General features: G+C 59.8%; 21 protein-coding genes. 8 read left to right on the top strand and 13 right to left on the bottom strand.

Going from position 1 to position 26,336, the window contains the following annotated elements:
* Nucleotides 1-40: 40 nt before the first annotated feature.
* Nucleotides 41-1,051, top strand: a complete 1,011-nt coding sequence (locus tag THSYN_RS04720; protein WP_100918116.1) for an IS1 family transposase — start codon at nt 41-43, stop codon at nt 1,049-1,051.
* A gap of 679 nt (nt 1,052-1,730) precedes the next feature.
* Here the strand turns inward: THSYN_RS04720 and dinB are convergent.
* Nucleotides 1,731-2,972 carry a DNA polymerase IV gene (gene dinB / locus THSYN_RS04715; protein ID WP_100918115.1) on the bottom strand — a complete coding sequence of 414 codons (1,242 nt, stop codon included), beginning with the start codon at nt 2,970-2,972 and terminating at the stop codon, nt 1,731-1,733.
* A 128-nt stretch (nt 2,973-3,100) separates the two neighbouring features.
* Between dinB and THSYN_RS04710 the strand changes: the two genes are divergently transcribed.
* On the top strand, nt 3,101-4,744 hold the full coding sequence (locus tag THSYN_RS04710) for an ATP-binding protein (protein WP_100918114.1): 1,644 nt from the start codon (nt 3,101-3,103) through the stop codon (nt 4,742-4,744).
* 497 nt (nt 4,745-5,241) lie between these two features.
* On the opposite strand, the gene THSYN_RS04705 is transcribed toward THSYN_RS04710, so the two are convergent.
* The 6 genes from THSYN_RS04705 to THSYN_RS36610 form a co-directional block, all read right to left on the bottom strand.
* Entirely contained in the window at nt 5,242-5,853 is a 612-nt protein-coding gene (locus THSYN_RS04705; protein ID WP_100918113.1) for a hypothetical protein, read from the bottom strand.
* Nucleotides 5,850-7,430 (bottom strand): hypothetical protein, encoded by a 1,581-nt coding sequence (locus THSYN_RS04700; RefSeq protein WP_157817459.1) that lies wholly within the window; start codon nt 7,428-7,430, stop codon nt 5,850-5,852. The genes THSYN_RS04705 and THSYN_RS04700 overlap by 4 nt, the downstream gene beginning before the upstream one ends.
* A gap of 72 nt (nt 7,431-7,502) precedes the next feature.
* The gene (gene gltX / locus THSYN_RS04695) at nt 7,503-8,924 is read right to left on the bottom strand and encodes a glutamate--tRNA ligase (RefSeq protein ID WP_100918111.1); all 1,422 of its coding nucleotides are present in this window, start codon (nt 8,922-8,924) and stop codon (nt 7,503-7,505) included.
* Between the two features lie 108 nt (nt 8,925-9,032).
* Nucleotides 9,033-9,455, bottom strand: coding sequence for a type II toxin-antitoxin system VapC family toxin (locus tag THSYN_RS04690; protein ID WP_100918110.1), 423 nt, complete (start codon nt 9,453-9,455; stop codon nt 9,033-9,035).
* Nucleotides 9,455-9,703, bottom strand: a complete 249-nt coding sequence (locus THSYN_RS04685; RefSeq protein ID WP_100918109.1) for an AbrB/MazE/SpoVT family DNA-binding domain-containing protein — start codon at nt 9,701-9,703, stop codon at nt 9,455-9,457. Before THSYN_RS04685 ends, THSYN_RS04690 begins: the two co-directional genes overlap by 1 nt.
* Before the next feature lie 81 nt (nt 9,704-9,784).
* Complete coding sequence (locus tag THSYN_RS36610; RefSeq protein ID WP_257791224.1) at nt 9,785-9,916, bottom strand: hypothetical protein; 132 nt, start codon at nt 9,914-9,916, stop codon at nt 9,785-9,787.
* A gap of 1,780 nt (nt 9,917-11,696) precedes the next feature.
* On the opposite strand from THSYN_RS36610, the gene THSYN_RS04675 reads away from it, so the two are divergent.
* The 6 genes from THSYN_RS04675 (at nt 11,697) to THSYN_RS04655 (ending at nt 20,313) form a co-directional block, all read left to right on the top strand.
* A complete protein-coding gene (locus THSYN_RS04675; protein ID WP_100917404.1) occupies nt 11,697-12,707 on the top strand; it encodes an IS1 family transposase in 1,011 nt (336 codons plus the stop codon).
* A gap of 67 nt (nt 12,708-12,774) precedes the next feature.
* Nucleotides 12,775-14,424, top strand: coding sequence for a hypothetical protein (locus THSYN_RS33440; protein ID WP_157817458.1), 1,650 nt, complete (start codon nt 12,775-12,777; stop codon nt 14,422-14,424).
* A gap of 100 nt (nt 14,425-14,524) precedes the next feature.
* A complete protein-coding gene (locus THSYN_RS33435) occupies nt 14,525-15,520 on the top strand; it encodes a substrate-binding domain-containing protein (protein ID WP_157817457.1) in 996 nt (331 codons plus the stop codon).
* Between the two features lie 788 nt (nt 15,521-16,308).
* Nucleotides 16,309-17,349: an ABC transporter ATP-binding protein gene (locus THSYN_RS04670; protein ID WP_100918108.1), complete on the top strand. Its 1,041-nt coding sequence runs from the start codon at nt 16,309-16,311 to the stop codon at nt 17,347-17,349.
* Between the two features lie 4 nt (nt 17,350-17,353).
* Nucleotides 17,354-18,421, top strand: a complete 1,068-nt coding sequence (locus THSYN_RS04665; protein WP_100918107.1) for an NAD-dependent epimerase/dehydratase family protein — start codon at nt 17,354-17,356, stop codon at nt 18,419-18,421.
* Between the two features lie 1,112 nt (nt 18,422-19,533).
* Entirely contained in the window at nt 19,534-20,313 is a 780-nt protein-coding gene (locus THSYN_RS04655) for a Uma2 family endonuclease (protein WP_100918106.1), read from the top strand.
* On the opposite strand, the gene THSYN_RS04650 is transcribed toward THSYN_RS04655, so the two are convergent.
* From THSYN_RS04650 to THSYN_RS04620, 6 genes are all read right to left on the bottom strand, one after another.
* On the bottom strand, nt 20,310-20,948 hold the full coding sequence (locus THSYN_RS04650; RefSeq protein ID WP_157817456.1) for a M15 family metallopeptidase: 639 nt from the start codon (nt 20,946-20,948) through the stop codon (nt 20,310-20,312). The two genes, THSYN_RS04655 and THSYN_RS04650, sit on opposite strands and share 4 nt — an antisense overlap.
* Nucleotides 20,949-21,010: 62 nt before the next feature.
* On the bottom strand, nt 21,011-21,310 hold the full coding sequence (locus tag THSYN_RS04645) for an SH3 domain-containing protein (RefSeq protein WP_100918104.1): 300 nt from the start codon (nt 21,308-21,310) through the stop codon (nt 21,011-21,013).
* A gap of 408 nt (nt 21,311-21,718) precedes the next feature.
* On the bottom strand, nt 21,719-22,036 hold the full coding sequence (locus tag THSYN_RS04635) for a nucleotidyltransferase domain-containing protein (protein ID WP_100918103.1): 318 nt from the start codon (nt 22,034-22,036) through the stop codon (nt 21,719-21,721).
* 148 nt (nt 22,037-22,184) lie between these two features.
* Nucleotides 22,185-23,942, bottom strand: a complete 1,758-nt coding sequence (locus THSYN_RS04630) for an ATP-binding cassette domain-containing protein (protein WP_100918102.1) — start codon at nt 23,940-23,942, stop codon at nt 22,185-22,187.
* 386 nt (nt 23,943-24,328) lie between these two features.
* Nucleotides 24,329-25,408, bottom strand: a complete 1,080-nt coding sequence (locus THSYN_RS04625; RefSeq protein WP_100918101.1) for an HlyD family secretion protein — start codon at nt 25,406-25,408, stop codon at nt 24,329-24,331.
* A 15-nt stretch (nt 25,409-25,423) separates the two neighbouring features.
* Complete coding sequence (locus tag THSYN_RS04620; protein ID WP_100922298.1) at nt 25,424-26,206, bottom strand: DUF2272 domain-containing protein; 783 nt, start codon at nt 26,204-26,206, stop codon at nt 25,424-25,426.
* Nucleotides 26,207-26,336 lie beyond the last annotated feature (130 nt).

The raw sequence follows: 26,336 nt of genomic DNA, 5'->3' as shown, positions 1-26,336 counted from the left end.
GGCGCGGGTTTCCGTCACTTTTTGAATAAGTGAGAACTTCTTGAACGGACAATGGACATGCCCTCATTGCAATTCACAGAATTGTCGGCATCACAAGACGTATCAAACCGGTCATAACGGTACGCGTTTGCTGTGGCGATGTCAAAGTTGCAATAGGCTCTTTTCCGAGACCAAAGCCACCCTTATCGAGAGGCTCAGGAAACCGACCAGCTTCATCATTCAAGTGCTCAAAACGCGCACTGAGGGGATCGGCTTGAACGCCGCCTGCCGGGCCTTCGCGATTGCGAAGAATACGTTGCTCCTATGGGAGCGTCGCCTGGCCGATTGCAAGGATGTGCTGGTCATATATGCCCTGACGCACACCTTTATTGAGCAACTGATCGAAGGTGATGAGCTTTATACGAAAGTGAATAGGAATGTCCCCCCGGAGGATTGTGAAGGCTGGACGATCGTACTGATGGAAAGGGCAAGTCGATTTATCTGGGCGCTTCAGTGCGGGAAAAAGGATCGCAGTCTATTTTCATATGCAATACAAATACTTAGAGATGTCATTCTGCGTACTGGCGATGTCACTCTAGTCACCGACGGGGAACGTCGGTATGGCAATCTCCTGTTTGAAATTTGCCACGAAGTATTGCGAACCGGAAAACGCGGCCGCCCACCGAAAGTGCTTCGTCGCGGTGTGAAGGTGCGCCTTAAGAATAAAGGGAAAGGAACTGATAGAACGGGGCACTCGCGTCCCAAATACGAAACCCCTCATCCGGAGCATCCAGAAACCGATCAAGATGTGACGCCAGCCGATATTCATGCTAATCATTTGGAAGCATCGAACGCTTCATTTCGGCGAAAGAATTCTGCTTATCGCCGCCGAACGAATACGTACGCGAAGAGCATTTCTGGTTTGCAAAGAACATTGGATATGTTGTGGATTGTCCATAACTTTATTCGCAGCCACTTCACGACAAAACAGGTTCCTGCGGTGGCTCTGGGGATTCTCCAGCAGGGACTCTCGTGGGATGAGGTCCTTAGAGTTCGACAGCCCAGGTTATAAAAATACTACAAAAACATAAGGATAAGGAAGAACCAAACTGAACCAGTGCCTTTTAGGGCCGCTGGCGCTATAATTTTTCGTCTGCCGTGAACGCCTGCCTGGGTATTACCTATCGGCGCCTCACAACACTTCACCGTAGCCCACCATAACGCACAGCATCTCGCAGTAACTCACCGCAGCACCTGATTTTTCGCCAGACGAAAATATGTTGCGCCTGTTTGCCCTCGTCTGAACTGACCCACGCAAAAAAAAGGCGGCTCGCGCCGCCTTCTTCAGTTCCACGAAGTCCGCGGTTATCCGCCCATGCCACCCAGGGCATAGGGCACGAGGGGAACGAGGCAGATGGCGACAGCCATCCACATGGCGGTGTTGGTCTTGGAACGGAGGGTCGCGTCACTCATGTCAGTAACCTCAAATCAGATGGCTGGGCCGTGTCTGTGGTTCGTGTAGCAAGCTGGACCAGGGGTTGCGGGGGTCGATCCGTGAGGATCAGCACTCCGACTCCTTGTCGCCTGCCTACGGTTTGAACTATAGGTTGCGCCGGAGTAGAGCTGAAATCGTTATTTCCTACCATAACGATCGGATATTGACGAGGCCGAACCGGACGCGGGTCGGACACCGCGACTCCGGCCAGTTCATGCCTCCGCCCTGGCCCCCACACGGTCGGCTTTGGTCAAGGCTATTGCGGACCCTCCGGTGTCTGATGCAGACATCGGGTCGGGTCCATCTGGTCCGTTGCGGACATCCCACGGCGCAAGGCACCGGCGCCGAAGCGCGCGTGGATACGCTCGACCGCGACCGTGAGACGCCGCTCCCGGTCGCTGTCCGCGGGGCGCTCGGCCGCGCTGTCGAACAGGTCCGGCTGGACCGGCTCCGGGGTCCCCAGATCGGCGATCCCCAGCCCGATCAGGCGCACGGGCTTGCCCTCCCAGCGGCCAGCCTCGTACAGCGACCAGGCGGCGGTGAACAGGGTGCGGGCGTCGTCGCTGCGCCGCGGCAGCCGCCGCTGTCGGGTATGGGTCTCGAAGCCGCAGAAGCGGATCTTCAGCGTCACGGTGCGCCCCGCGATCCCCTCCTGCCGGGCCGCGGCGGCGACCTCGGCCGCCAGGTCGCGCAGGGTGTCGCGCAACACCTGGGGATCGGCGACGTCCACCCCGAAGGTGGTTTCCTTGGAGAGCGACTTGCGGGCGGCGCACTCCCCGACCCGATCGGAGGCGATGCCCCGCGCCTGCTGATAAAGGCTGGTGGCGGCGCGGGGCCCCAACTCGGCCTGCAACCGGGTGAGCGACAACCCGCGCAGGTCGGCGACGGTGCGCAGTCCGAGCCGCGTGAGCAGGGGCAGGGTCCGGCGGCCGACCCCGCGCAGGGCGCCGACCGGCTGCCCGCCCAGGAAGTCCAGCACCCGCTCCGGGGGCACCACGATCAACCCGTCCGGCTTGCCGAAGTCCGAGGCGATCTTGGCCACCAGCCGATTCGGGCCGATCCCGACCGAGGCGGTCAGGCCGACCGCGGCGCGGATCGCTTCCTTGATCCGCCGACCGATGGTCTCCGGCGGGCCGACCAGGTGCCCGAGCCCGCTCACGTCGAGAAAGGCCTCGTCGATGGAGATCGCCTCCACCACCGGGGCACAGGCGGCCATGACCGCGCGGATCTGGCGGGCGACCTCCAGGTAATGCGCCATGCGCGGACGCAGGTAGACCGCGTCCGGACAGCGCCGGTGGGCCTCGTTGATGGGCATGGCCGAGTGGATGCCGAAGCGCCGGGCCTCGTAGGAGCAGGTGGCCACCACCCCGCGCCCGCCGGGCTGGGCGCCGACCACGACCGGGCGTCCCCGCAGGGTCGGGTCGTCGCGCTGCTCGACCGCGGCGTAGAAGGCGTCCATGTCCAGGTGCATGACCCAGCGCGGGGTTGCGGTGCTCATGGTCCTGGCGCTCGATGTGGTGACGGCAAGCGGTATCCTACCGGAAGCTGCGGATCGGGTGGCTGGCGATAGCCAGCGGCTGGGTCTAGACTCGGAACCATCCTGCGCCCGCTTTCGCTACAGATACCATGAATCCGCCCCTCAAAAAACTCCCGATCGGCATCCAGACCTTCAGCGAGATCATCACCGAGGGTTACACCTATGTCGACAAGACGGCGCACGCCCTGGCCCTGGCGAACGGGGGCAAATACTACTTTCTGTCGCGCCCGCGCCGCTTCGGCAAGAGCCTGTTTCTGGATACGCTCAAGGAACTGTTCGAGGGCAGCGAGGCCCTGTTTCGGGGGCTCGACATCCACCCCCACTGGGACTGGTCGCGCCGCCATCCGGTGATCCGGCTCGATTTTGCCGGGGGGGTGGTGCAGAGCCCCGAGGGTCTGGATGAGACGATCCACGAGTTGCTGGGCTTCAATCAGCGTCGTCTGGGCATCCACTGCGAGTCCACCAGCATCGCCGGCCGCTTTGCCGAGTTGATCATCCGCGCCCATGAGGCCGGCGGCCGGCGCGTGGTGATCCTGGTCGACGAGTACGACAAGCCGATCCTCGACAGCATCGAGCATCCGGAGCGTATCGCGGTGTTGCGCGAGGGGCTGAAGAATCTTTACTCGACCATGAAGACACAGGATGCCCATATCCAGTTCGTCTTCATGACCGGGGTGACCAAATTCAGCAAGGTCAGCCTGTTTTCGGGGTTGAACCAGCTTGAAGACCTGACGCTGGATGCGCGGGTCGCCACCCTCTGCGGCTACACCCAGGCGGACCTTACGACCACCTTTGGCGGGCATCTGGCCGGGGTCGATTGGGACAGACTCAAACGCTGGTACAACGGCTACAACTTTCTCGGCGAGCCGGTCTACAACCCCTTCGATATTCTCCTGTTCATTCGTAAAGGCCAGATGTACCGCAACTACTGGTTCGAGACGGGCAGCCCAAGCTTTCTGCTCAAGCTCTTGCAGCGCCGGCAGACCTTCCTGCCCGCATTGGAAGGAATCGAGGCCAGCGAGGAAATCCTGGACTCGTTCGACATCGAGCGGATCGACCCGGTGACGCTGCTGTTTCAGACCGGCTATCTGACCATCGACCAGGCGCGCCAGTCCTTCGACCAATGGCTGTTCAAACTGCGCGTCCCCAACCAGGAAGTGCGCCAGGCGCTCGCCAACCACCTGGTCGATGCCTATACGGGCCGCCTGCCGAGCGAACGCCTGAATTGGCAACAGGCCATCTACGACCCCTTGACGCAAGGCGACGTCGCTGGCCTGATCGCCGCCATCCAGCGACTGTTCGCCGGCATCCCCTGGCGCAACTTTACCGGCAACGATCTCCCCGAGGCCGAGGGCTATTACGCCAGTGTGCTCTATGCCTTCTTCGCCAGCCTCAATGCCGAGATCATTCCCGAGGACGTGAGCAACCAGGGCCAGGTGGACCTGACCATCAAGCTGGCCGACTATATCTACGTCATCGAGATCAAGCTGGCACCGCGCCAGGCCCGGCGCCCGCCGACGGCGCCGGAATCAATCGGGGATGAGGGCGCGCCGGAGCCGGCGCGGGACGGCGCCGCCAACCCGGCCCTGGCGCAGCTTCGCGCCCGCGGCTATAGCGACAAATACCGCGGCCTGCCGGGCAAGGGCCTGTTCGAGGTCGGGCTGGTGTTCGAGCGGACGGCGCGCAATCTGGTGCAGGCGGATTGGTGTGCGGTGAACGGAACGACAGACTGATACCACCTGGCGCAATTGCTTGACCATTGACGTAGGGTGCGCCGTGCGCACCTTGAGAGGCTGCGGTTGATCGCCGTGGCCAGGGTTTCGGTCGGCGCCATGGTGCGCACGGCGCACCCTACGGTCGCGGTGCGGTCAACCTAAATCCAGCAGAGGCTTGGTGGATGCGGCGCGATCAAGCGCTGTGCCCGGCCTGCAAGGTCCTCGCGCACGCCTTATCCACGAGGCTCCCCGTCCTTTAGTACAAGGTTTTCCGGAAACCGCCTAAGTTTAAGCGCTGCTGGCTCCCACGCTCCCGCGTGGGAGCAAGTGCGGGCGCTCCGCGTCCAGTAACCAGACGGGACGCGGAGCGCCCGCACTGCATTCCCACGCTGGAGCGTGGGAACGAGAGGGGCGCGCGGCACCGCGCCGCGAACTAGGCACGGCGCTGCATCGCGCCGCATCCACCCCGAGACGTTCGCCAGCGCGGCGGGACGCCCCGGCTCCTTTGCGACCGATCAACCCGTCGAATCGGCCGGTTCATCGGGCCGCGAGCGCGGTTTGCGCCGACGGCTGGTAATGGCCGGGACCGCGTCCTGGACCTCAATGACGCGCAGCGCCCGCTCCTCGCCCAGCAGTTCGCGCTTGGCGATCAGCTTCTCCTGGCGGACCCGCACGCCGTAGCCCAGGGCCGCGCCCCCGGCGGAGGCGATGGTGAGCAGCCCCAGCGTGATGAACTGGGTGAGCATCATCGTCAACCCCAGGCTCACGGCACCGCCGACCACCACCGCGGATTTCAGGCTCATGCCCGCGCCCAGGCCGCGCGCCGCCTTGAGGCTGCTGCGGACCTCCTTGATCCGCTGCTGCTCGGCCTTGAGGCGCAGTTGCTCGCGCTCTTTGGAGAAGCGCTCGGCGGCCCGGGCGACCACATGGTGGCGGCCGGCACCGGCGATGGTGCTGAACCAGAAGGCGGCCATGGTACCCACGGCGACCCCGACGGCGGCGAAGAGCGGCCAGGTGGTCTGCCAATCCGTGCGCAACGCGGTATAGACCAGGAGCCCGGTCACCCCCTGGAGCAGGAAGATGCCGAGCAGGTAACGCAGCAGGGTCGAGAGACTGGTGATGGTCATGAGCGGCGGACTGCCTTCTTGGGGGCGCGTTTGCGCACTGCGGGGGTGGGGCCGGCGGCCTGGGTTGCGGGCTGGGGGCCGGTCTGGGCCGCCGGCTGATCGGGGGACGCGGACTCGCCCGGAGTCGACCCGGCCGCGGCCGGCGCCGTGGCGTCCTGGGGCTTGGGGACGAGGGGGTCGCCGAGGCGGAAGACCCAGGCGTCCTTGAGCGCCGGGCTCAGTTCTTCGGTCGCGACCTTGCGGCTGAAGAGCCCGAGCAGGCGCTCGCGGATGGCGGCGAGTCCCTCCGGTCGGCCCTGCTGTTCGGCCGGGATGGGCCGGTCATAGGCGTCGACCACGGCATAGAGGTACTCGGCGCCCAGGCCCGAAAGGTCGCTCACCAGGCGCGGGGCGGCCTGGCTCGTGGGCAGCAGGCGCGGTTCCAGGCCGGAGATCAGGAAGGGCCCGGGCAGCGTCTCCAGGCGCCGGGCCAGGTCCGGTTGATTGCTGCGCCGCAGGTATTGGATCAGGTCCTGGCGGATGGCCGCGGAGAACTCGGGGCCGGTCTGCTCGCTCAGCTTGGCCTCCTTGCGGTCCGGCCGGATGGCGATCAGGAAGGCGTGGGCCTCGGCGCGGGGTCCGCGGGCGCCCTGGTCGCCCGCCAGGACATAGGTTTCAATCACCCGCAGCAACTCCGCGTAGCGGGCGCGGTCGGCGTCCTTGGCGGGATCGAAGCCGGCGCCCAGGAGGACGAAGGTATAGACGCCATAACCCGGGGTGGCGTTGCTGTAGAGGGTGTTGATGGCGGTGGCGGTCGCGACCCCGGTCTCGGCCCCGCGCGAGGGGAAATAGGCCATGGCATAGGCCAGAGAGCCGGCGTCGCCGGTCGGCTCGGAGCGCTGGAGCGGCGACACCAGGTCCCGGTTCAGGCCGCTGGAGGCGGCCGCCCGGATGGTCCCCTCGGCCCGCGGACCGCCCAGGAACAAAGCGCGATTGACCACCGCCGACACCACCTCGTTGCCGCCCTGGGCGACCAGCTCGCGCACCACCTCGGCAAGCGGGCCGCAGTCGCCCTGGATCAGGGCCTCGGTGGCGAAGGCCGGGTCCGCGTTGGACAGGAAGAGGTCAGTCACCAGGGGCGCCAGATAGTCCTTTTGCTTGCCAAGCCGGGCCGAGCCGCAGATCAAGGCGACCTCCCGGCGCAAATCCGGCAGGTCTGGACTGAAGGGGGTGAAGGCCGGACTGCCCTGCCCCACCGGGACCGGTTGCTGCGCCGGTGGGTTCAGGCCCAGGACCTCGCCCGTGGTACGCCACTGGGGCTCAGGCGGTGTGGTCAGGTCCGGGGCTGGGGCCGCAGCCTTCGGGGCACCTTGGACCTTGGACGGCGTCGCCCCTGGAGTCTGCTGACCCGTCCGGGTGCCCTTGGCGGCCGCGACGGCGGGCGGCGCGGGAGCGCTCTTGGAACCGCCGCCGAAGGACCCAAGCGAGGCGCAACCGCTCAAGACCGACAACACACACAGGCCCGCCAGCACAGGCCGGAAATGGCGCCCGGCCGGGCCCTCGGCAGACTGATCGCATCGTTTAGGGGGCTGGTTCACGTCATCTTGGTCCCTGGTGGTGCTCAACCTTTCATCATAGCGGATCGGCCGGGCCGCGACCTGCCGGAGGGGTCAGGCCCCGGCCTGCCCCTCGCGCTGCGCGATGAAGGCCAGCGCGCGGTCGAGACGGCGTAGCGTCGCCTCCTTGCCCACCAGTTGCAGGGTGACGTCGATCCCCGGCGAGGCGGCCCGCCCGACGATCGCCACCCGCAGCGGCTGGGCGACCTTGCCGAGCTTCTCGTCCAACTCCTCCGCCACCCGCTCCACCGCCCGGTGCAAGGACTCCGGGGTCCAATCCTCCAACGCCATCATCTCGAAGGCCGCGCGCAGGCGGGTCAGGGCCTCACGGGCGACGGGGCGCAGGTGCTTCTTGGCCGCGTCGGGATCGTAGTCGGCAAAGTCCTCGTAACAGAAGGCGCTGATCGCGGCCAATTCCACCAAGGTCTTGGCGCGGGCCGCCTGGGCCGCGACCACCAGTTCCGGGTCCGGTCCCTGGGTGGGGTCGATGCCCAGCGCGCCCAAGTGGGTGCGCAGCAGGTTGGCGACCCGCGCCGGGTCCGCGAGCTTGAGATATTCCTGATTGAGCCAATCGAGCTTGTCGGTGTTGAAGCTGGAGGCGGCCTTGTTCACGTCCGTGATGTCGAACAGGGCGATCATCTCGTCCAGGCTGAAGACCTCCTGGTCGCCGTGTGACCAGCCCAGGCGCACCAGATAGTTGAGCAGGGCCTCCGGCAGGTAGCCCGCGTCCCGGTAGGCGATGACGCTGACCGCCCCGTGGCGCTTGGACAGCCGCGCCCCATCGTCGCCCAGGATCATGGGGACATGGGCGTACCGCGGCGGCTCCACTCCCAGCGCGCGCAGGATGTTGATCTGACGCGGAGTGTTGTTGATGTGGTCGTCGCCGCGGATGACGTGGCTGATGGCCATGTCGGCATCGTCCACCACCACCGCGAGGTTGTAGGTGGGCGAGCCGTCGGTGCGGCGGATGATCAGGTCGTCGAGCTCGGTGTTGCTGAAGACCATCCGGCCGCGGATCAGGTCGTCCACCACCACCGCGCCCTCGAGCGGGTTGCGGAAGCGGATCACATGGGGGCTCGCCGGATCGATCGCGCGGGCCCGGCAATGCCCGTCATAGCGCGGCTTCTGCTTGTCGGCCATCTGCTGCTCGCGCAGCCCGTCCAGACGCTCCTTGGGACAGTCGCAGCGGTAGGCCAGATCGCGCGACAACAGTTCCAGGATCACGGCGTTGTACCGATCGAAGCGCTCGGTCTGATAGAAGGGCCCCTCGTCGTAGTCCAGTCCCAGCCAGCTCATGCCCTCCAGGATGGCGTTCACGGACTCGGCGCTGGAGCGCTCCAGGTCCGTGTCCTCGATGCGCAGCACGAACCGCCCCCCATGCTTGCGGGCATGCAGATAGCAGAAGAGCGCGGTGCGGGCACCACCGACGTGCAGATAACCGGTGGGGGACGGGGCAAAACGGGTACGGACGGTCATGGTCGCGCGGGACTTCCTGGGCAGGGGACAGGCTGAAGATTCTACCAGAGCCGCGGCCACACCCGGGGGCGGCGCGGGGGCGGGACCCGGCGAGGAGTCCAGGCGCCATCACAACGGAACAGTCTGAAGACCTTTCCTGGTCGCGTTCACCGCGAGCGTCGCATCCGTGGTGACGAGACGAGTCGCGCCCACCTCCAGCGCCACCGCCAAATGTAGGGAATCGCCCGCACGCAGGCCGCTGTCGGCATCCCGCACCATGCGCGCGGCTTCCTCGAAAGCCACACGGGTCACCGGGATCAAGCGTAACCCGGTGCCGCAGAACGCCTTGAATTCGCTCCACAGGACCTGCGCATCTTCAGCCTTGATTTCGCCGCGCCGTTGCTTGAGCGAGAGAGCACTGGCGAACTCCGTCAAAATCCAGTCCGCGGCGACGACCTGCTCGGCGCAAGCGGCAAACCAGGCCGCAACCTGCTCGCTCGCCGATTCCGGAACGAACAGTGCAACCGCCGCGCTGGTGTCGAGATAGACCATCAGTACCGCTCCTCCTGACGCATCGCCTCGACGGTCGTCGCGGTCATCGGCAAACCTGCCCGCAACCGCGCCACGCGCTCCAGAAAGGCCACCTTGTCGAAGTGCTGCATCGGACTGAGTCGGATCTCACCCATGGCCGTCACCTGCGCCTCCAGCTCGTCACCCTCCTTGAGACCCGCCGCCCGCAGATAGTCGACCGGCAACCGAACGGCCAGACTGTTGCCCCACTTGGCCACCTGTAATCGCATGGGAACCCCGTTTGGATATACGTGTCTCTACATTGTAGGCGTTGCCCCTCAAAATACAACCGTCCTCAATGGGCGGGCGCCCTACCCCATCCGATGCCGGAACAGCCACCCCGCCGCCCCCAGAGTGGCGAGCGCGATCAGGGCCAGGGGCCACATCTGCCCCCACAGCAGGTCGAATCCGGCCCCCTCCAGAAAGACCCCGCGCAGGATCACCAGGTAGTAGCGCAGCGGATCGACCAGGGTGAGTGCCTGGAGACCGTCGGGGTTATACTAGCAATCGGGGGCGCGAATCCAGACAGGACCACCGCCGACACCAAAAACAGGAAGGCCCCGAGCGGGGCCGTTGTATCCACTACCGTTTCAGTTGCCAGACAACATCAGTCATGGGATTCCAGCGCAACCCGTCGATAGGCCGACTGCGGCACCTTCGCTCGCACCCCTAACAGATGTCTAGAAGTACAACTAAAGCAACAATTTACGACTATGGTGACTGCCCTATTGATAATGAGAGGAGAGCAGTTGGTGCGCCCCATCAAGGCACAACTCGATTGGCTGCTGGCGCACCCCTGTCTGGACGTCCTTGTCCATCTTGCCATTATCGTAACTAAGACGACGCCAGACGCAAGTTCCATAAAGCTATGAGTGATCGTCTTGCGGTGAGGTCTTCGGGGGATGCCTATCCAACGGGGCAGGGATCACCTTTGAAATGGGCTCTTTGCCAGCCCCATTACAGCCCTCCAATGCCAGAATTACCAGAGTCAAGACGACGACAAGCACATGCAGGACATTCAATAGCGCGTGCATATTTTCACCTCATTTGCAATTTGCCAAACACCGGCCGCTCGCCATATCAACGAGCCGCAAGCCCTTTGTCTAGATCCCTCGAAAAACAGAATACACACTGAAACGCGCAACGACAAGCCATTGCTATTAAGAAGTTTTCTCTCAACCGTAATCAAGCGACCAGAGTATTTCGTATTATCCCACACCGATAGTTTGCTCATCGCTCAAATCACAACGGGCCAGAATGCTTATTGCTGCCCAGCTAAACTTGACTTTCGTTCCGGCGAATTATATGAAAGCGAACACCATTTACACGTTAAAGGAATTTAAAGTGCAATCGTCGTCAGTTGGCTCGACCTTCAACCGATAGTTTGATCCGTTCTGGGATAATGTAATCGCCGCATCGATAATTGCACTTTCAAGCACTCTACTGATTTCGCTCGCAGATTATAGGCGCTGCAGACCAATAACAGGAAGCCGGCGGCATATTCCCGATCACGCCCTCACCATGACCACAGCTATGCGCGACATCTCCGTCGCTTTGGTTTATACTTCTTCTGAAGTGGATCTGAATTTCTGAGCTTTAGGCTGCGAACTATCATAAAGATGCTGAATTTTATTTTAGTGCAGGGGTTCAGCCAGCAGCGACGCCCCCAACACCGATAGATACAAGGCATTTCGGTTTCTTCCCTCTTTAAGTAAACCCAATCCTGATCGGCATAGACGAGCTACGAGAGCAAGGTCACACACGAACGAGTAGACCTAGTGATCAAAAAAGAGCCAGTCGCTCTTTATCAGGATTGTCTGGACACTACTGGAGCATGGCGCGATGATCATTAAGTGCCCGAAATATCAAGCTGGCGCCCCAGACAGAGACAGGGAATTTTCCGTCTTAAGTTAAGTTGGTTAGTTACTAGATACCTTCTGCCACAACAAACCTGACTAAACCGTTATGGCATTTCCAGGATACGCCGCAGTCCACTCGCACTGTGTATGGGCAGCAACTTTGGCCCACATGGTAAATATTTTTCAGCAACCTACACAGAACGCCCGCCGGAAACATGATCGCCAAGTCGATTTTCCGGAATTCGACCTTGCTCCACTTTTTGGCACTGGTTCAGTTTAATTCCTGTTTACAAGACATTGAAATATATGTAATATATCTAGTTCGGCGCGGGTTTCCGTCACTTTTTGAATAAGTGAGAACTTCTTGAACGGACAATGGACATGCCCTCATTGCAATTCACAGAATTGTCGGCATCACAAGACGTATCAAACCGGTCATAACGGTACGCGTTTGCTGTGGCGATGTCAAAGTTGCAATAGGCTCTTTTCCGAGACCAAAGCCACCCTTATCGAGGGGCTCAGGAAACCGACCAGCTTCATCATTCAAGTGCTCAAAACGCGCACTGAGGGGATCGGCTTGAACGCCGCCTGCCGGGCCTTCGCGATTGCGAAGAATACGTTGCTCCTATGGGAGCGTCGCCTGGCCGATTGCAAGGATGTGCTGGTCATATATGCCCTGACGCACACCTTTATTGAGCAACTGATCGAAGGTGATGAGCTTTATACGAAAGTGAATAGGAATGTCCCCCCGGAGGATTGTGAAGGCTGGACGATCGTACTGATGGAAAGGGCAAGTCGATTTATCTGGGCGCTTCAGTGCGGGAAAAAGGATCGCAGCCTATTTTCATATGCCATACAAATACTTAGAGATGTCATCCTGCGTACTGGCGATGTCACTCTAGTCACCGACGGGGAACGTCGGTATGGCAATCTCCTGTTTGAAATTTGCCACGAAGTATTGCGAACCGGAAAACGCGGCCGCCCACCGAAAGTGCTTCGTCGCGGTGTGAAGGTGCGCCTTAAGAATAAAGGGAAAGGAACTGATAGAACGGGGCACTCGCGTCCCAAATACGAAACCCCTCATCCGGAGCATCCAGAAACCGATCAAGATGTGACGCCAGCCGATATTCATGCTAATCATTTGGAAGCATCGAACGCTTCATTTCGGCGAAAGAATTCTGCTTATCGCCGCCGAACGAATACGTACGCGAAGAGCATTTCTGGTTTGCAAAGAACATTGGATATGTTGTGGATTGTCCATAACTTTATTCGCAGCCACTTCACGACAAAACAGGTTCCTGCGGTGGCTCTGGGGATTCTCCAGCAGGGACTCTCGTGGGATGAGGTCCTTAGAGTTCGACAGCCCAGGTTATAAAAATACTACAAAAACATAAGGATAAGGAAGAACCAAACTGAACCAGTGCCCACTTTTTGATACGCCAGTGAATCCAAATGCGTCTTTAACTGATAATGACATCGCTCACTATGCAAAAGCATTGCGTTTTGCAGCGTACACCGAAGTTATCACTGGTTCGTTTGCTTCAGCTAATGCCCCTACAAGAACCGGATCCGCTACGATTTTATCCCCCTATTCACTTGCACCTTTTTATGGATACCCACATGCTAACAACATTTCCGTTAGATATGGGAAACTGCTGCAAGCCTTACATGGGCTATCCGTCGATGAAGTCAAAAGTACCATATCAACGCGCAAACGTGGAGGGCCAGTAGCCGTTTACGACAAACACGCTACAGAATGGGGACAATATGCTCTGGATCTTGTAAGCGCAAATGGCGGTTGGAATAAATTCTGTGCGATCCAGAAATTTAGCGACATAATGGAGCCAGAGAAGTATCGCTCACCCGCTAGTGTATCTAGACCTATGACTGCCCCAGTCGCAAGCAGAGCTATCCACTTATATAACAATCGCTATATACAGGTATTGGCCACACCGGTTGGTGTCTTGTGGCCCCTATGGTTCTTTGCTGATCCCGAATGGCGCGAAGTCGTTAATAAACAGATCGATAGCGAAACCCCGCAATCACGCATAGGCCCTTATATAGATCATAAATCGATGATTTTTATAGATATAAACCACAGCAAGGGGGAGTTTTGCAACATGCCTTACCCCTTTTCTGTTGCTGACAACGCCCTTGCCGAAGTTGCCCAGCACCCTAGAGTCTCGGAGAGCCAGTCGCTCCAGCAATGGGAGACCGTCGACATTGATGCGATAGCGGAGAGTTCGGCATTCTGTTCGAGTTGGTCTCCTCCATTGCTGATCCCCCGTCGTGCACAAAGGCCTGGCGAACGGAGAGTGAGAAGTACTCACTCCCTTTGCACCTATATTTCTATTTCTGGGGTCTGCGACATCTTTCCCTCCGTATTTATATCCTCCTCCGCCCGTGAGACATTAAGCCACCAAACTTTAGAGAATAGGCATCCACACGAACGGACGCTTACTGCGGTATATGAGAAAGGTACTTGGGGAGAAACGGCAGCCCAACATCTAAAGCTCCGTTTTACCGATAATCGACCTGATCTGGTCCTGTCCTACTTTCCGAGAGACCTCGAGTGGGCTCACCGCCAGGACTATCTCCGAATAGATCGCGAGAGCGCGTACGACTTAAATGTCTTCACTCATGAAGAGTTGGATGCGTTGTTTCCGTCTCTTATAGCGACACACCTTCAGGGCAGTAACGCGTTACACAACCAAGCCGGAATGTCTCTTCTTATCCAAGACTTTGCACGCTTTCTTGGCAAAATAGAGCATATCATCGGTCATCTTCGCCCCGATCCGAAGGACCTTCCCTCTACAACCAACGACACTGCTCTATGCATACGGAAATCGCTGAATATTCTTTACAAGACATCAGAGGGCGCAGAACGCCTAACCTCCCTATGGACCGCATATCTTCGAGGCCGCGAAGGTAACGTTGTACGCCTTCCAGATCGTTTTCTCCAGAAAACGCTAGCGTCAATCACTCAACGCATGCTAAAAGTACCAGATCAACCTGCCAATGAATGCTCTTGGGCAATTCTTTTGCTTTATACCTACTTTAGCTCTATTTTCATTTCAACCGAAGTATTCTAGTAATCTCAATTTTACCCCCGACCCGGTACCCGATCAAATATAACCCGTATTTTTTTATACGAGCCCTACAACGACTAATGCCATACAGGCGGAGCCCCACATGCCAAACTATAAAAGCGTACTCGTGGCTGTTTGTTTACTGTTATCCGCATGTGGCAATCCGCCACCCACTACAAAGACGGGAACACTCAAAGGCGCATCGTCTTACACGCCCTACGACGCGTTTGCAATGCTCTGGGCGCGACGCTCCGATGCCAATAGAATGGTTTGGACATCATCAGGAAGCGAGTCCGGTGCGCTCCTTGTCGCTGGTGGCGGATCGACCAATCGGCCTGACTTTGTCTTATGCACGCAAGGTGTCGTCGCAGGACTGGTAACAAAAGGTGAAGATTTAGTTATCATCGGCACGGTATACGTATCCGACCAAGTTATACGACCGGTTTTTCGAAATAACTGGGAAAAGAAGCCACTCAGAAGCCTATATATTCCAAGAAGCAGCATTGAGTTTGCCTATGATAAGCTTCTGGAAAGACTTCACTTACGGCGTGAAGATGTAGCCGTCCCGAAGGTCGAAAAAACTGGATTCCCCATGATTGTATCGCTTCTTACGAAAGAAAGCGAATCCCCCGATGCACTCTCATTTGGCTTGTTGGTAGATCCATTCATCACAAACATCCTTACAGGCAACCCACAAGAGTACACCCTGGGAGAAGGAGGGCTTTATAATCTTTACTACAGTATCGTCGTCCGTCGCGCGGACCTTGCGACTATTCGCCCAGCATTACTCGAATTGCTTCGATCATTTAAAGACATTGACCACCAGTTGGCGGCACTCGTGGATCAGAATGAGTTTATCCAGCAGGTTTGGGGCCGCCGCACAAACGATGTACCGGACCGGCTACCTAGAATGGTCACGTTTGAGCTCCAACCGTTACGTCTCGGCCTTAGCGCATCTACTCTAAGAAAAAATCTGGAAAACGAAATTAATTACCTTGTCACCAGATATCCAGATCAACTCCGAGCCCCGGCTTCGGTCGACGCACTCGTTGACGACTCGCTACTGAAAGAGATCTGGCCGGAGCGAGTCACACCATGAAAGAACAACTTCGGATAATATTGCTTGGTGTGGCCGGGTCATGTATATCGCTGGCAGTGCTCTGGCACGTACTCCTTCTGCCACTAGGATGGCCGCCCCTTGCATTGGTGCTTAAGTACTTTGGCCAATCAACAATTGGCATAACTACTTATATCGACTTCCTCGCCACAGGGACTCGAGCGATTCTTGCCGTTTTCTTTGGATTCTCGCTAGCCTTAGCATTTTGTTTGATTACTGGACGATCTCGAATCGGATGGATATTGTTTTTCTTTCTTCTACTACTACTGCAAAAAATACCGGCAGTAGCGTTAGTGCATGTTTTTGTGAGTTCGCGACTTGGGCTAGGTCTAGCGATGTCGGTTTCGTTGGCTGCAACGGTAGTCTTTACTTTTACGTGGCTTGTTCTTCATCACAGAGCGGAGTCCCTTAACGCTCGGGAGACGTTTGCTTTGCGCCTAGTTGGATTTCGCGGGATTTCTCTAATTGCGTACGGATTGCTCCCACACCTTGGTGCTACGCTAGGAGCGGCAGCTCGTTTGGGCGTTTCTATTGCGTTAGTTGTCGTGGTCATTGGAGAGTGGCAAGGATTATGGGATGACGGCACCTTTTTCTCGAATGGATTAGGATTCCTCATTAGCAAACAGTATCTGGCTACTGATAGTGAGGCACGCGTCTTGGCATCATGTATATGGTTGGGCCTTCTCGGCATTCTTTTAGACTATTTGGTTTGCTCAACTCTTTGGTGGAGCCGCCGACTCATAGGAATTAGCTTTTTAAGGTAACTTGTTATGTTAAAGCTGCGTGAATTTGGAATAATACGAGGTTCACATTTGATTGTTGGGCCCTTAGAACTATCAGTGAGCAGCGGGCGTATCGTAACTCTTATGGGGCCATCAGGAATTGGGAAAACGACTTTACTGCTGGCTTTACTAGGTTTTCACGAGGAAGGAATATCTACAAGTGGCAATAGGTATTTTCGCGACACCCGACTTGCGGCAGGTCAAATACTTCCTAAAGCTCTCTATATACCACAAACAATGCCGTTCAATCCCAACTGGGAAATTGGACGCTTTCTTTGCAAACTACCTTTCGATACTCCACCTACTCCGCGTGGAGCGCCTCGGAACAACAAGAAGCAAAGGGTCGCGGAAGTATTAGAATCGCTAAATCTAGGACATCGATTTAACGCCACCGTTGGAGAATTATCGGGAGGAGAGGTTCAACGTGCAGCACTGGCGCAAGCGATCCTTCTTAAACCAGCAGTATTAGTGGGCGATGAATTTGTCTCGGCGCTTGATCCAGGCATGACGCTTTGGGTTCTCGAGCAATGCCGAACGATGGTCGATGATTTCCAGGGAATTGCAGTTCTTGCGCTTCATGACGTAAATGCGGCGCTCCTAGTGTCGGACTCAATCGTTGTGCTCGTGCCTAGAGAGGATCGCGTAAGCACATTTTCATTATCCAAAGAATCGTCAGCATGGCGCCCGGACGTGATACACACGTATCTCGTCCTCCTGAGGCTCGCATCTCAAAAAGCAACATCAGATTCTCAATGCGTCGTCGAAATGTTTTCGCAGTATATCCAGCAACCTGAGCTATTCCTGAAAAGCCACTCGATGGGCAACGCAGTTCGCACTTATATGATTACTCGATCAGGTCAAACAGTAATTGAATCGCATGCGGAAAGTCGTTTGCTTGGTGCAAGAAGAGGACCGGGAAGCAAATACGTTACGCCTATAGAAGGTTTATTGGGTAGCAAGGAGGTAATAGGATTCACCATACCATTTGAAGAAAATGGACTTGTAAGCTTTGTCGCAGAACGCGAATAATCTAATGAAAATTCTGGTGATCGGAGGAACGGGGGTCGTTAGCCATCTCATGGTTGCGAGATGGCTAGACCTAGAGTGCCGCGTTACGATACTGACCGATGGTCGTGGCACGTTCCCAGTAGACAACAGAATTGTGCGCCATGTTATTTGCGACCGGAACTCAGTCAGTGATCTAAGTGTTGCAGTTCGGGATGGAACATTTTGGGATTTGGTCGTCGATACGGTATGTTTCTCAGCCAATCAGGCCCTATCTTTGCTGAATGCTACTCGTGATATTTGCGGCGCCCGGGTCTTGTTAGGTACGTCACTCGTATATGACTGTGACCAAGCATCCCCGATAAGCGAAAAATTTGGTGTCATAGCAAAGGCGCTAAGGAATGATTATGTCCGAGGCAAAGTAAGAGCGGAATCTGCATATTTAGAGTTTGATCAGGCACACGGTGGCAATCTAATCTTACGTGCACCCCATATTTTGGGACAGGGAAGTCTCGTCGGTGCACTGCCGCTTCACAATCGCGATGCGTTTCTCCTGAAAAGGATACTCGATAGAAAACCGCTTGTATTGGTGAATTCGGGACAAGTGCGTTTCAGCTATGTCTGCCCAGAGGATCTGGCAGAAGTATGCTTGCATTGGGCGCGACTAGGAGAAAAGAGTAATGTTGTCGCAAATTGCGCAGCTTCCGAGGTACTAGACGGCGTGAGCTATTACGAGAGACTGGCAGCAATTTTGGGAAGGGAGGTTTTAATAGAGAGCATACCAAGGGAAATAATCTGTCACAGCAACTGGGGCTGGCAGGCGACTGCCTGTGATCGAATCCTTGATACAACTTTATTGAACCAATGGGTACCAAATATTCAATTCACTCCGTTTCAGTCGATAGCCGAAAATGCGGTTCATTGGCTGGAGCGGGAAGACAGGACAGGCACAGAATCAGAATACCAGAAATACGGCGCACTCTTAGATGAGATAGCAAGAGGTTCTTGGAAACGAATTGGCAACATCGAACATCTGCTTGCTTCGCTAAGGTTAGTAGTGCCAACCAGCAACGTTGACATTCGAATGAATCGATGACTTCATTAGCTTCGGACCTCAGGTACCCCCACGCTTTCTTCCTGTAAGTACATCAACACAATGGATTGTAGGAAATCAGATAGGCACGAAAACGCTATTAAAAACCAGCAACTTAGTATAATTGAAGCCCAAAAAATCCGTTGAAGTACTTATCTATACCATGACTAACGCCCCGGATGCGATCGTCGCACTCCTGCGTCAGGCGCTCAAGCCGGGGGAACTCCAGACCGCACAGGCCGCCAAGCCGCCAAGCCGACAGTAAAGCATATGGTTTGCAGGAAGCTTACGGGAAATAGTGGACGTACCACGGAATCGCTATCCCTGAGCAATCTGCGAGGTCGCTTCTCTGCTATTTCCCCCGGTAGACGGCTTCTTTTCTAATGGCGAGTGTCAGAGGGGACTTCTCGCCGATCCGCCGACCCAGGGTGATAGAATGCTGCCGGTGAGCCGAGGATCGCATGCACGGATGAGGTAAATTCACCCATGCACGCTCAACTAGGTGATCGCGCGGCTAGGAGTGCAGCGGAAAAGCGCTCCGAGTCGAGGATGCCGGATTGGTGCGTCCGCGACCCCGGGGCGTGCAGATCTGCCGTGATTCCCGGGGGTCGGGGGGTAAATCTTGGCGACAGAATATCGCCCGGACGGGCCGTGGTCGGGCGAAAGCCTGTAAAATCAGGCATCCCATAAAAAGCTGAGCCCCGGTCGCATGCCGAAGCAGAGGCCAGTCCGGGGCTTACGGGTGAGGAGTATATGGCGCAGTCCACAAGTGTCAAGATTTTCGGCCTTGAAGGATGCGTACTCGATGCGCTCGAGACGTCTCTTTCCCCTGAAAGATTAGCGATATATGTCAACGCGGCTGGCGGGGACCGCGAGCAAGCCGTCCGGCTCTACACTTGGAACACCGCTGTCAGCGCGGCCTTCTACGGACCCCTACAGGGCCTCGAAGTTGCTCTACGCAACGCCATGCTCGGCGAGCGGGTCGGCTCCGCCGGGGGTTTCTTTGCGCAGCGCGGCTTGCGCCCAGCGACGCTTCTTGGAATGATTGACCGTGCCGGCGCAGCCGGCAGTCCGGACCACCCCTGGGGCCGCCACACCGGCCCGGAGCCAGCACCATGAACCCCTTGTTACGTATCGACCCGGATGACCCCTACCCGGAGAGCGACGGAGCACCGATGGCGGAGAATACGCTGCAGTTCGATTGGATCGTCAAGATCAAGGAGAACCTGGAGATCCTGTTCGCGGATCGGGCCGATGTCTTCGTCGCCGGGGATCTCTTCTGGTACCCGGTGCCGGACCGGCGGCTCATCGGCCCCGTGGCACCGGACGCCATGATCGCCTTCGGCCGGCCCAAGGGCCCGCGCGGCTCGTACCGGCAATGGGAGGAAGGCGGCATCGCGCCCCAGGTGGTCTTCGAGATCATGTCGCCGTCGAACAGCGTCAAGGAGATGCGCGACAAGCTGGAGTTCTACGACACCTTTGGGGTCGAGGAATACTATGTCTACGACCCCGAGCACAATCGGCTGGAGGTCTGGCTGCGCCAAGGGGGCAGCCTGCGGCAGATGTCCCACCTGAACGGTTGGACCAGCCCGCGGCTCGGGATTCGCTTTGCCGTGCGCCCGGAAACCCTGGAGATCTTCGACCCGGCGGGCCGTCCCTTCCGCAGTCCGGTCGAGTTGGCACGGCAAGCCGAGCAGGAGCGATTGCGCGCCGAGCAGGCCGACGAACGCGCCGAGCGGGAGCGGCTGCGCGCCGAGCAGGAGCAACTGCGTACCGAGCAGGAGCGGCTGCGTGCCGAGCAGGCGCAGGAGCGCGCCGAGCAGGAGCACCAGCGCGCCGAGCAGCTTGCGCAGCGACTAAGGGCGCTCGGGGTCGACCCGAACGACTTGCGCTAGCGCAGGACTTTCTCGAAATGCTGATAATCCTTCTTGCCTTGCCAATCCCCACCCCAACTCCATCCCAATTCCTTGAACAGCTTGACCACGGGCGAGCCGCTGGAAAAGGTGCCGGGTGCCGCGGGATCATAGCGGGCGCCTTTCGGGGAAACATGGCGCCCTTGCACATAGGGGTTCTGGACCGTGTTGATATCGACGGCCTGACCAAAGGCATGGTTTGACCAGGTGTCCGTGCCCTTGATCTTGCGATAATTGAATCCGGAGCTGTTATTGTGTTCCATGCTCCTCGCATCGTCCCACCCGAAGCGGGAGATCGGGATCACCGAACCGATGGGGAAACGGTCTTCACGAATTTTCCGAAAAATGACCTGCAGGTCGCCCGCCAGGCGGCTGTCGACCAAAATCTGTCCCTGATGGAGTTTCCCGTCAAACGAGATATAGCTGACCTCGACGAGGGATTGGCGGTTCACGATTGCCGGCGGAAAGCCGCGGGCCAGCGCCAGTTGGCGCTCGGACTCCAGCGAGGTCCGGCTGTCGATGATGACGGCATCGCGCGCATCGCCGGAACGCGCCGCGGTGGGTTGCGGGGCCTGAGCGCAGGCATTGCCGTGCAGCCCGCCGAGGACCGTCAGCACGATCGCCACCACCCCGGGCCATGGTGCCCTGGTGTTCCTCAGGGCCGGCCGGTGTTCGGCAGTCATTTGCAGGAGCTGCTGATGTACTTGGATGAGACCCAGCCCTGCTGCTGATTGTCCGCAATGATATTGAGCCAGCCGCCGCGCCGCTTGAGCACGACGACACGATCCCCCTGGAACAATTCGCCCAACTGCGTGGCCGAGGGGGTGGGTCCGGCCCGCAACGCCAGGAATCCCGAACCCTTGGCCGGATTGTAGCGGTCGCTGATGCCGGTTACCCGCCCAAAGCAGACATCATCCCCGGCGTAGGTTGCCGCGGAGGCTGTCAATACCAATAGCGATGCCATGATGATTGCTTTCATAAGGACCTCGTAAAGATGGTATGCGGTAGGTCTTGGCGGATGCCCGATAGGGAACAGTTCAATAATAAGTTTAACAAGTCCTCGGCCTTGGTCGAAACTCCGCCCGCCGGCCTCGCGGCGCAGAGCGCCCAACACATGCGTGACACCGCTAGAGCGGTGTCACGAGGGGGCGGGCTGGGCGGATTTACGATCAAGGCCCAAGTCCCCCAGGGAATGTTCATCCCGTCGTTGTCGTTGTCGTTGTCGTTGTCGTTGTCGTTGTCGTTGTCGTTGTCGTTGTCGTTGTCGTTGTCGTTGTCGAGGTCATTGTAGTGCCCCGGATTCTCTACGCACCCCAAAATTGCATCGCTTCTCCGAATTACGATTACGACAACGACAACGACTGTGTTTAACTCAACGGCATTGCCATCAAACCTGAACCCCTTCCGCGAAGATAACATTGACGATCGGCGACGCACGTAGCGACGTGTTCTCCAACTCGTTCCGGGTGAAAATCAGGGGAGCAATCACCATGAGATTATGGAAACCGATGTCCCAGGCAATGTCCAGAATCATGTCTTTCAAATTCTTATCCAGACGTTCAACCTCGACAAATACATCCATGTCTGAATATTCATCGGCATCACCCCGCGCACGGGAACCGAAGATGCGGAAATCCAGAAGCTCAACCATGCCGGAAAGCCTGCCTTTCAATTCTCGCGCAATATTAAAATCCCTTTCGTTCATCGCTCACCTCGCAACGCTCGGGCAGATAGTAGATTCAACCGACAATCCACAGATGAACACCGATTCCAGGTTCAACTGTTATGCGGCTGGTTACCAGCAAGCCTAGTCGCCCGGGAGACGGCGGTCAAGTCTCCCGTGATGGCCTTGATCATCCCTCCCGCGCCTGGATCAGCGCAATGAAGGCCTCCTCCATCTCCGGCGGCGCCTCCCCGGGGCGCGCGGCCGCCGCCTTGATCTCGGCGGGGGTGCCGATGGCCAGGACCTCGCCTGCGGCCATGATGGCGAGGCGGTCGCAATACTCGGCCTCTTCCATGAAGTGGGTGGTCACGAGCACCGTCACCCCGCCCTCCGCCAGGGCATTGATGCGCGACCAGAACTCGCGCCGGGCCAGGGGATCGACCCCGGAGGTGGGCTCGTCCAGGAACAGGATGTCCGGCTCGTGCAGCAGGGCCGCGGCCATGGCGAGGCGCTGTTTGTAGCCCAGCGGCAGGGTGCCGCTCTCCACCCCCGCCAGGTCCCCGAGTTCGAAGGCATCCAGGGCCCAGGCGATGCGCTCCCCGGCCCGCGCGCCCGCAAGGCCATAGGCGCGGGCGAAGAAGGCGAGGTTCTGGTGCGCCGAGAGATTGGCATAGAGCGAGAAGCGCTGCGCCATGTAGCCGATGCGCCCGCGCGCCCGGGCGGCGGCGCGGCGCAGATCCAGGCCCGCCACCCGCACCTCGCCACTGCTCGGGGCCAGCAGGCCGCACAGCATCCGGAAGGTCGTGGTCTTGCCGGCCCCGTTGGCCCCCAGGAGTCCGAAGACCTCACCGGGGCGCACGGCGAAGCTCACCCGCTGCACCGCGACGAATCCGCCGAAGCGCCTGGTCAGGTCGGTCACGACAATGGCGTCCCCGGTGAAGGTCGGGGTCACCCGCACCTGGGGGGGCCTGATCGCCTCCCGGTCGCCGTGGAGCAGGGCGACGAAGCCGTCCTCGAAGCGCGGCGGCACCGACTCGCAGCGGACCGGCTCGCCCAGGGCCGCGCAATCGAGCGCCGCCCCCTCCTGCATCACCACCCGCACCGACTCGCCTTGCAGTACCGCGTCCAGCACGCCGGGCCGGCGCGCCAGCGCGCTCTGGAGCCGGCGCCGGGTCGCCGCCGCGCCGGTCACGCGCAGGGTGCGGCCCGCCAAGGGGTCACTGAAGTGTGCGGGGGGGCCTTGGTCGACCACCCGCCCCTGGTGCAGCAGGATCACCTGGGCGCAGCGCTGCGCCTCGTCGAGATAGGCGGTGGAGAGCAGCACGCTCATGGATTGCTGCGCCACCAACTGATAGACGATGGCCCAGAGATCCCGGCGCGAGACCGGGTCCACCCCCACCGTGGGCTCGTCGAGCAGCAGCAGGCGCGGCGGGTTGACCAGGGTGCAGGCGAGCCCGAGCTTTTGCTTCATGCCTCCGGAGAGCCGTCCCGCCAGGCGTCGGCCGAAGGGTGCCAGGCCCGTCATCTCCATCAGCCGCGCATAGCGGGCCGGGCGCTCGCCCGGCGACACGCCCTGCAGGTCCGCGTAGAGGTCCAGGTTTTCCTGGACGCTCAGGTCCTCGTAAAGGCCGAAGCGCTGGGGCATATAGCCGATGCGCGACTGCACCGCGAGGCCGTCGCGGGTTGCGTCCAGACCCAGGACCTCGATGGACCCCGCATCCGGGGCCAGAAGCCCGGCGGCCAGGCGCATGAAGGTGGTCTTGCCGGCGCCGTCCGGGCCGATCAGTCCGGTTACCACGCCGGGGGTCAGGCTCAGGGTCACATCGTCCAAGGCCGTCAAGGTCCGGGTCGCGACCTTAAAGGTCTTGCACAGGCCGATGGCGCGCAGCGGTGGATCGCCGTTGCGCACGGCGCCGTTATTCGACGTATTTCCCGCCGATGCAGACATCGTGGTATCCGGAATTCATGGTTGTCGTTGTCGTTGTCGGAGAAGCGATGCAATTCGGGCTGCGAGAGCATCCGGGGTCGTACGATAACCTCGATTACGAATACGATTACGACAACGACAACGACAACGACGATATTCGCGCCAAGAGCGCTCCCTAATGGACTTGTCTAACCTATTTGTGAATCGCTCCCAGGTTGGCGGATGACCCCAACGGGGTCACACATACCAGCCCAGGGCAACGCCCTGGGTTCGTGTATCAAATCGAGTCCAGCCCTGAAAGGGCGTGACATAGGCTATCCGTTAATCGCTCAAACCAATATGTCTCGCCCTTTCAGGGCTCCGGGACTAAAACACACTATCCCAGGGCGTTGCCCTGGGCTGGTATGTCACGCCCCTTTGGGGCTCAATTTCGTCGCATCCGGCGCCGGACCCTGGCCGAACGGCACCGCCGGGGCGCAGCCCGGCCCGCCCAGCGGCGCGGCATTCAGGTCCAGTTCCACCGTCACCGGCATCCCCTGGCGCAGCTCGCCCGCCGGGTTGCAGACATAGACCCGCGCCTGATAGACCAGGTCCGCGCGCAGTTCGGTGGTCTGGACCGTCTTGGGGGTGAACTCGGCACTGGGGGCGATGTAGCCGACCCAGCCCGGATAGGACTTGCCGGGAAAACTGTCGCTTGAGACGCGCGCCGGCTGACCCTGCCGGACCCGGCCCAGGTCCGGCTCGGCCAGATAGACCCGCGCCCAGAGCGGCTCGGTGATGGTGATCGTAAAGACCGGACGCTCGGGCGAGGCCATGTCACCCACCTCCAGGATGCGGTTCTGGACGATGCCGCCGACCGGGGCGGTCAGGGTCGCATAGCCCAGGTTCAACTGGGCCGCCGCCAGCCCCGCCTCCAGGGCGGCGAGTTGGGCGGCGGCGGCGGCGATGTCCTCGGCCCGACTGCCGGCCAGGCCGAGATCCAGGGCAGCCTGCACGGCATTGCGCCTGGCCGCGGCGGACTGGGCCAGGGTCAGGGCGTCGTCGGTATCCTGGGGGGAGGCCAGCTTGCGCTTGAACAGGTCCTGGGCGCGCTCGGCGCGGCGGGCGCTATTGACCGACTCGACCCGCGCCACCTCCAGGTCCGCCCGCAGCTTGGCCAGGTCCTGCGCCCGGGTGCCGGCGATGCGCTTGTCGAGCTCGGCGCGCTGCGCCTGCACCTGGGCCCGCGCGACGTTGCGCGCCTCGCTCAGGCCCCGGTCATCGAGCCGCCCCAGGACCTGCCCCGGCACCACCAGCGCGCCCTCGGACACCGCCAGCTCCGCGATCCGCCCGCTGACCTGGAAGGCCAGATTCACCAGGCGCACGTCGATGTTGCCGTAAAGCGTGAGTCGCCCCGGGTCCGCGACCCCGGCGACCCGGGCCCGGTACAGCAGCCAGCCGCCCGCACCCAGGGCCAGCAGCAACAGCACGATGATCGCCTTCTTCATGCGCACCCCGCCAAGCTACAGACGGTTCTCCATGATCAGGAACCAGGGCCGCCGCGGGACCTGTTGCAGGTGCCCCTGCCCGTCCAGTTCCAGGGTGGTCCGCGACACCGAGTTGCGGACATTGCCGCCGACGCTCTCCAGGGTCCGGCCGGACTTGGCGACCACCAGGTCGCAGTGGGTGTTGGCGCCCTGGAGACTGCGCGGCGTCAGATAACCATCGAAGCTCGCGGGACGCGACGCGCCCCGCGGTGCGCAGATCAGGTCGCCCGGGTTGGGGCTGTAGTCGCGCACCCGCCGCGGGACGAACCAGCGGCCGGGGACGTAGGACTCGTCGATGAGATTGGCGAGATAGACCGAATGGGCGGTGGCCGGGCGAAACTGGTACCCGGGCACCCCGGCGCCCTGCAGCACATAACTGATGAAGGCGGCGGACCAGGGCTCCCGGCAGTCCATGCCGTTGAGCCCCGCCTTGCCGGCCGCGCGCCAGTACATGCCGACCCGGTCGCTGTAGGTCGCGTTGTCGTCCTCCCAGGAACCGACGTGGGGGATACTCTCCTCACTGCCCCGGAAGACCACGGTCTGACGGCCGAAATACTCCCACTCACCGAGCGCGCGCTTGAGGATCGCCCGCTTGAGGCCGGGATTGGGGGCCGGCGGCGCACCGATGGGGCGTCCGCCCCAGGTCGCGCCCCCGGCGGCCGGCTTGTCCCCGGTCGTGGTGCAGGCGCTCAGGCCCAGACCCAGGGCGAGGATCAGAACCAGCCTTGACCAGGCCGGGGTGATGGAATCAATCGACAACGGGAAGAACTCCTGCAAAAGACATCCGGAATTGACGTTAGGAAAACGGGCCTGGCCCCGCAGTGCCGCGAAAAGAGTATTTGGCCGCAAATGAACGCAAATAAGCGCAAATAAATCTGCTGGTTAGCAT

It is taken from the genome of Candidatus Thiodictyon syntrophicum, from assembly GCF_002813775.1.
Classification (GTDB): Bacteria; Pseudomonadota; Gammaproteobacteria; order Chromatiales; family Chromatiaceae; genus Thiodictyon; species Thiodictyon syntrophicum.
The sequence above is the reverse complement of the archived record's forward strand: the minus strand, read 5'-3'. Positions and strand labels throughout refer to the sequence as shown.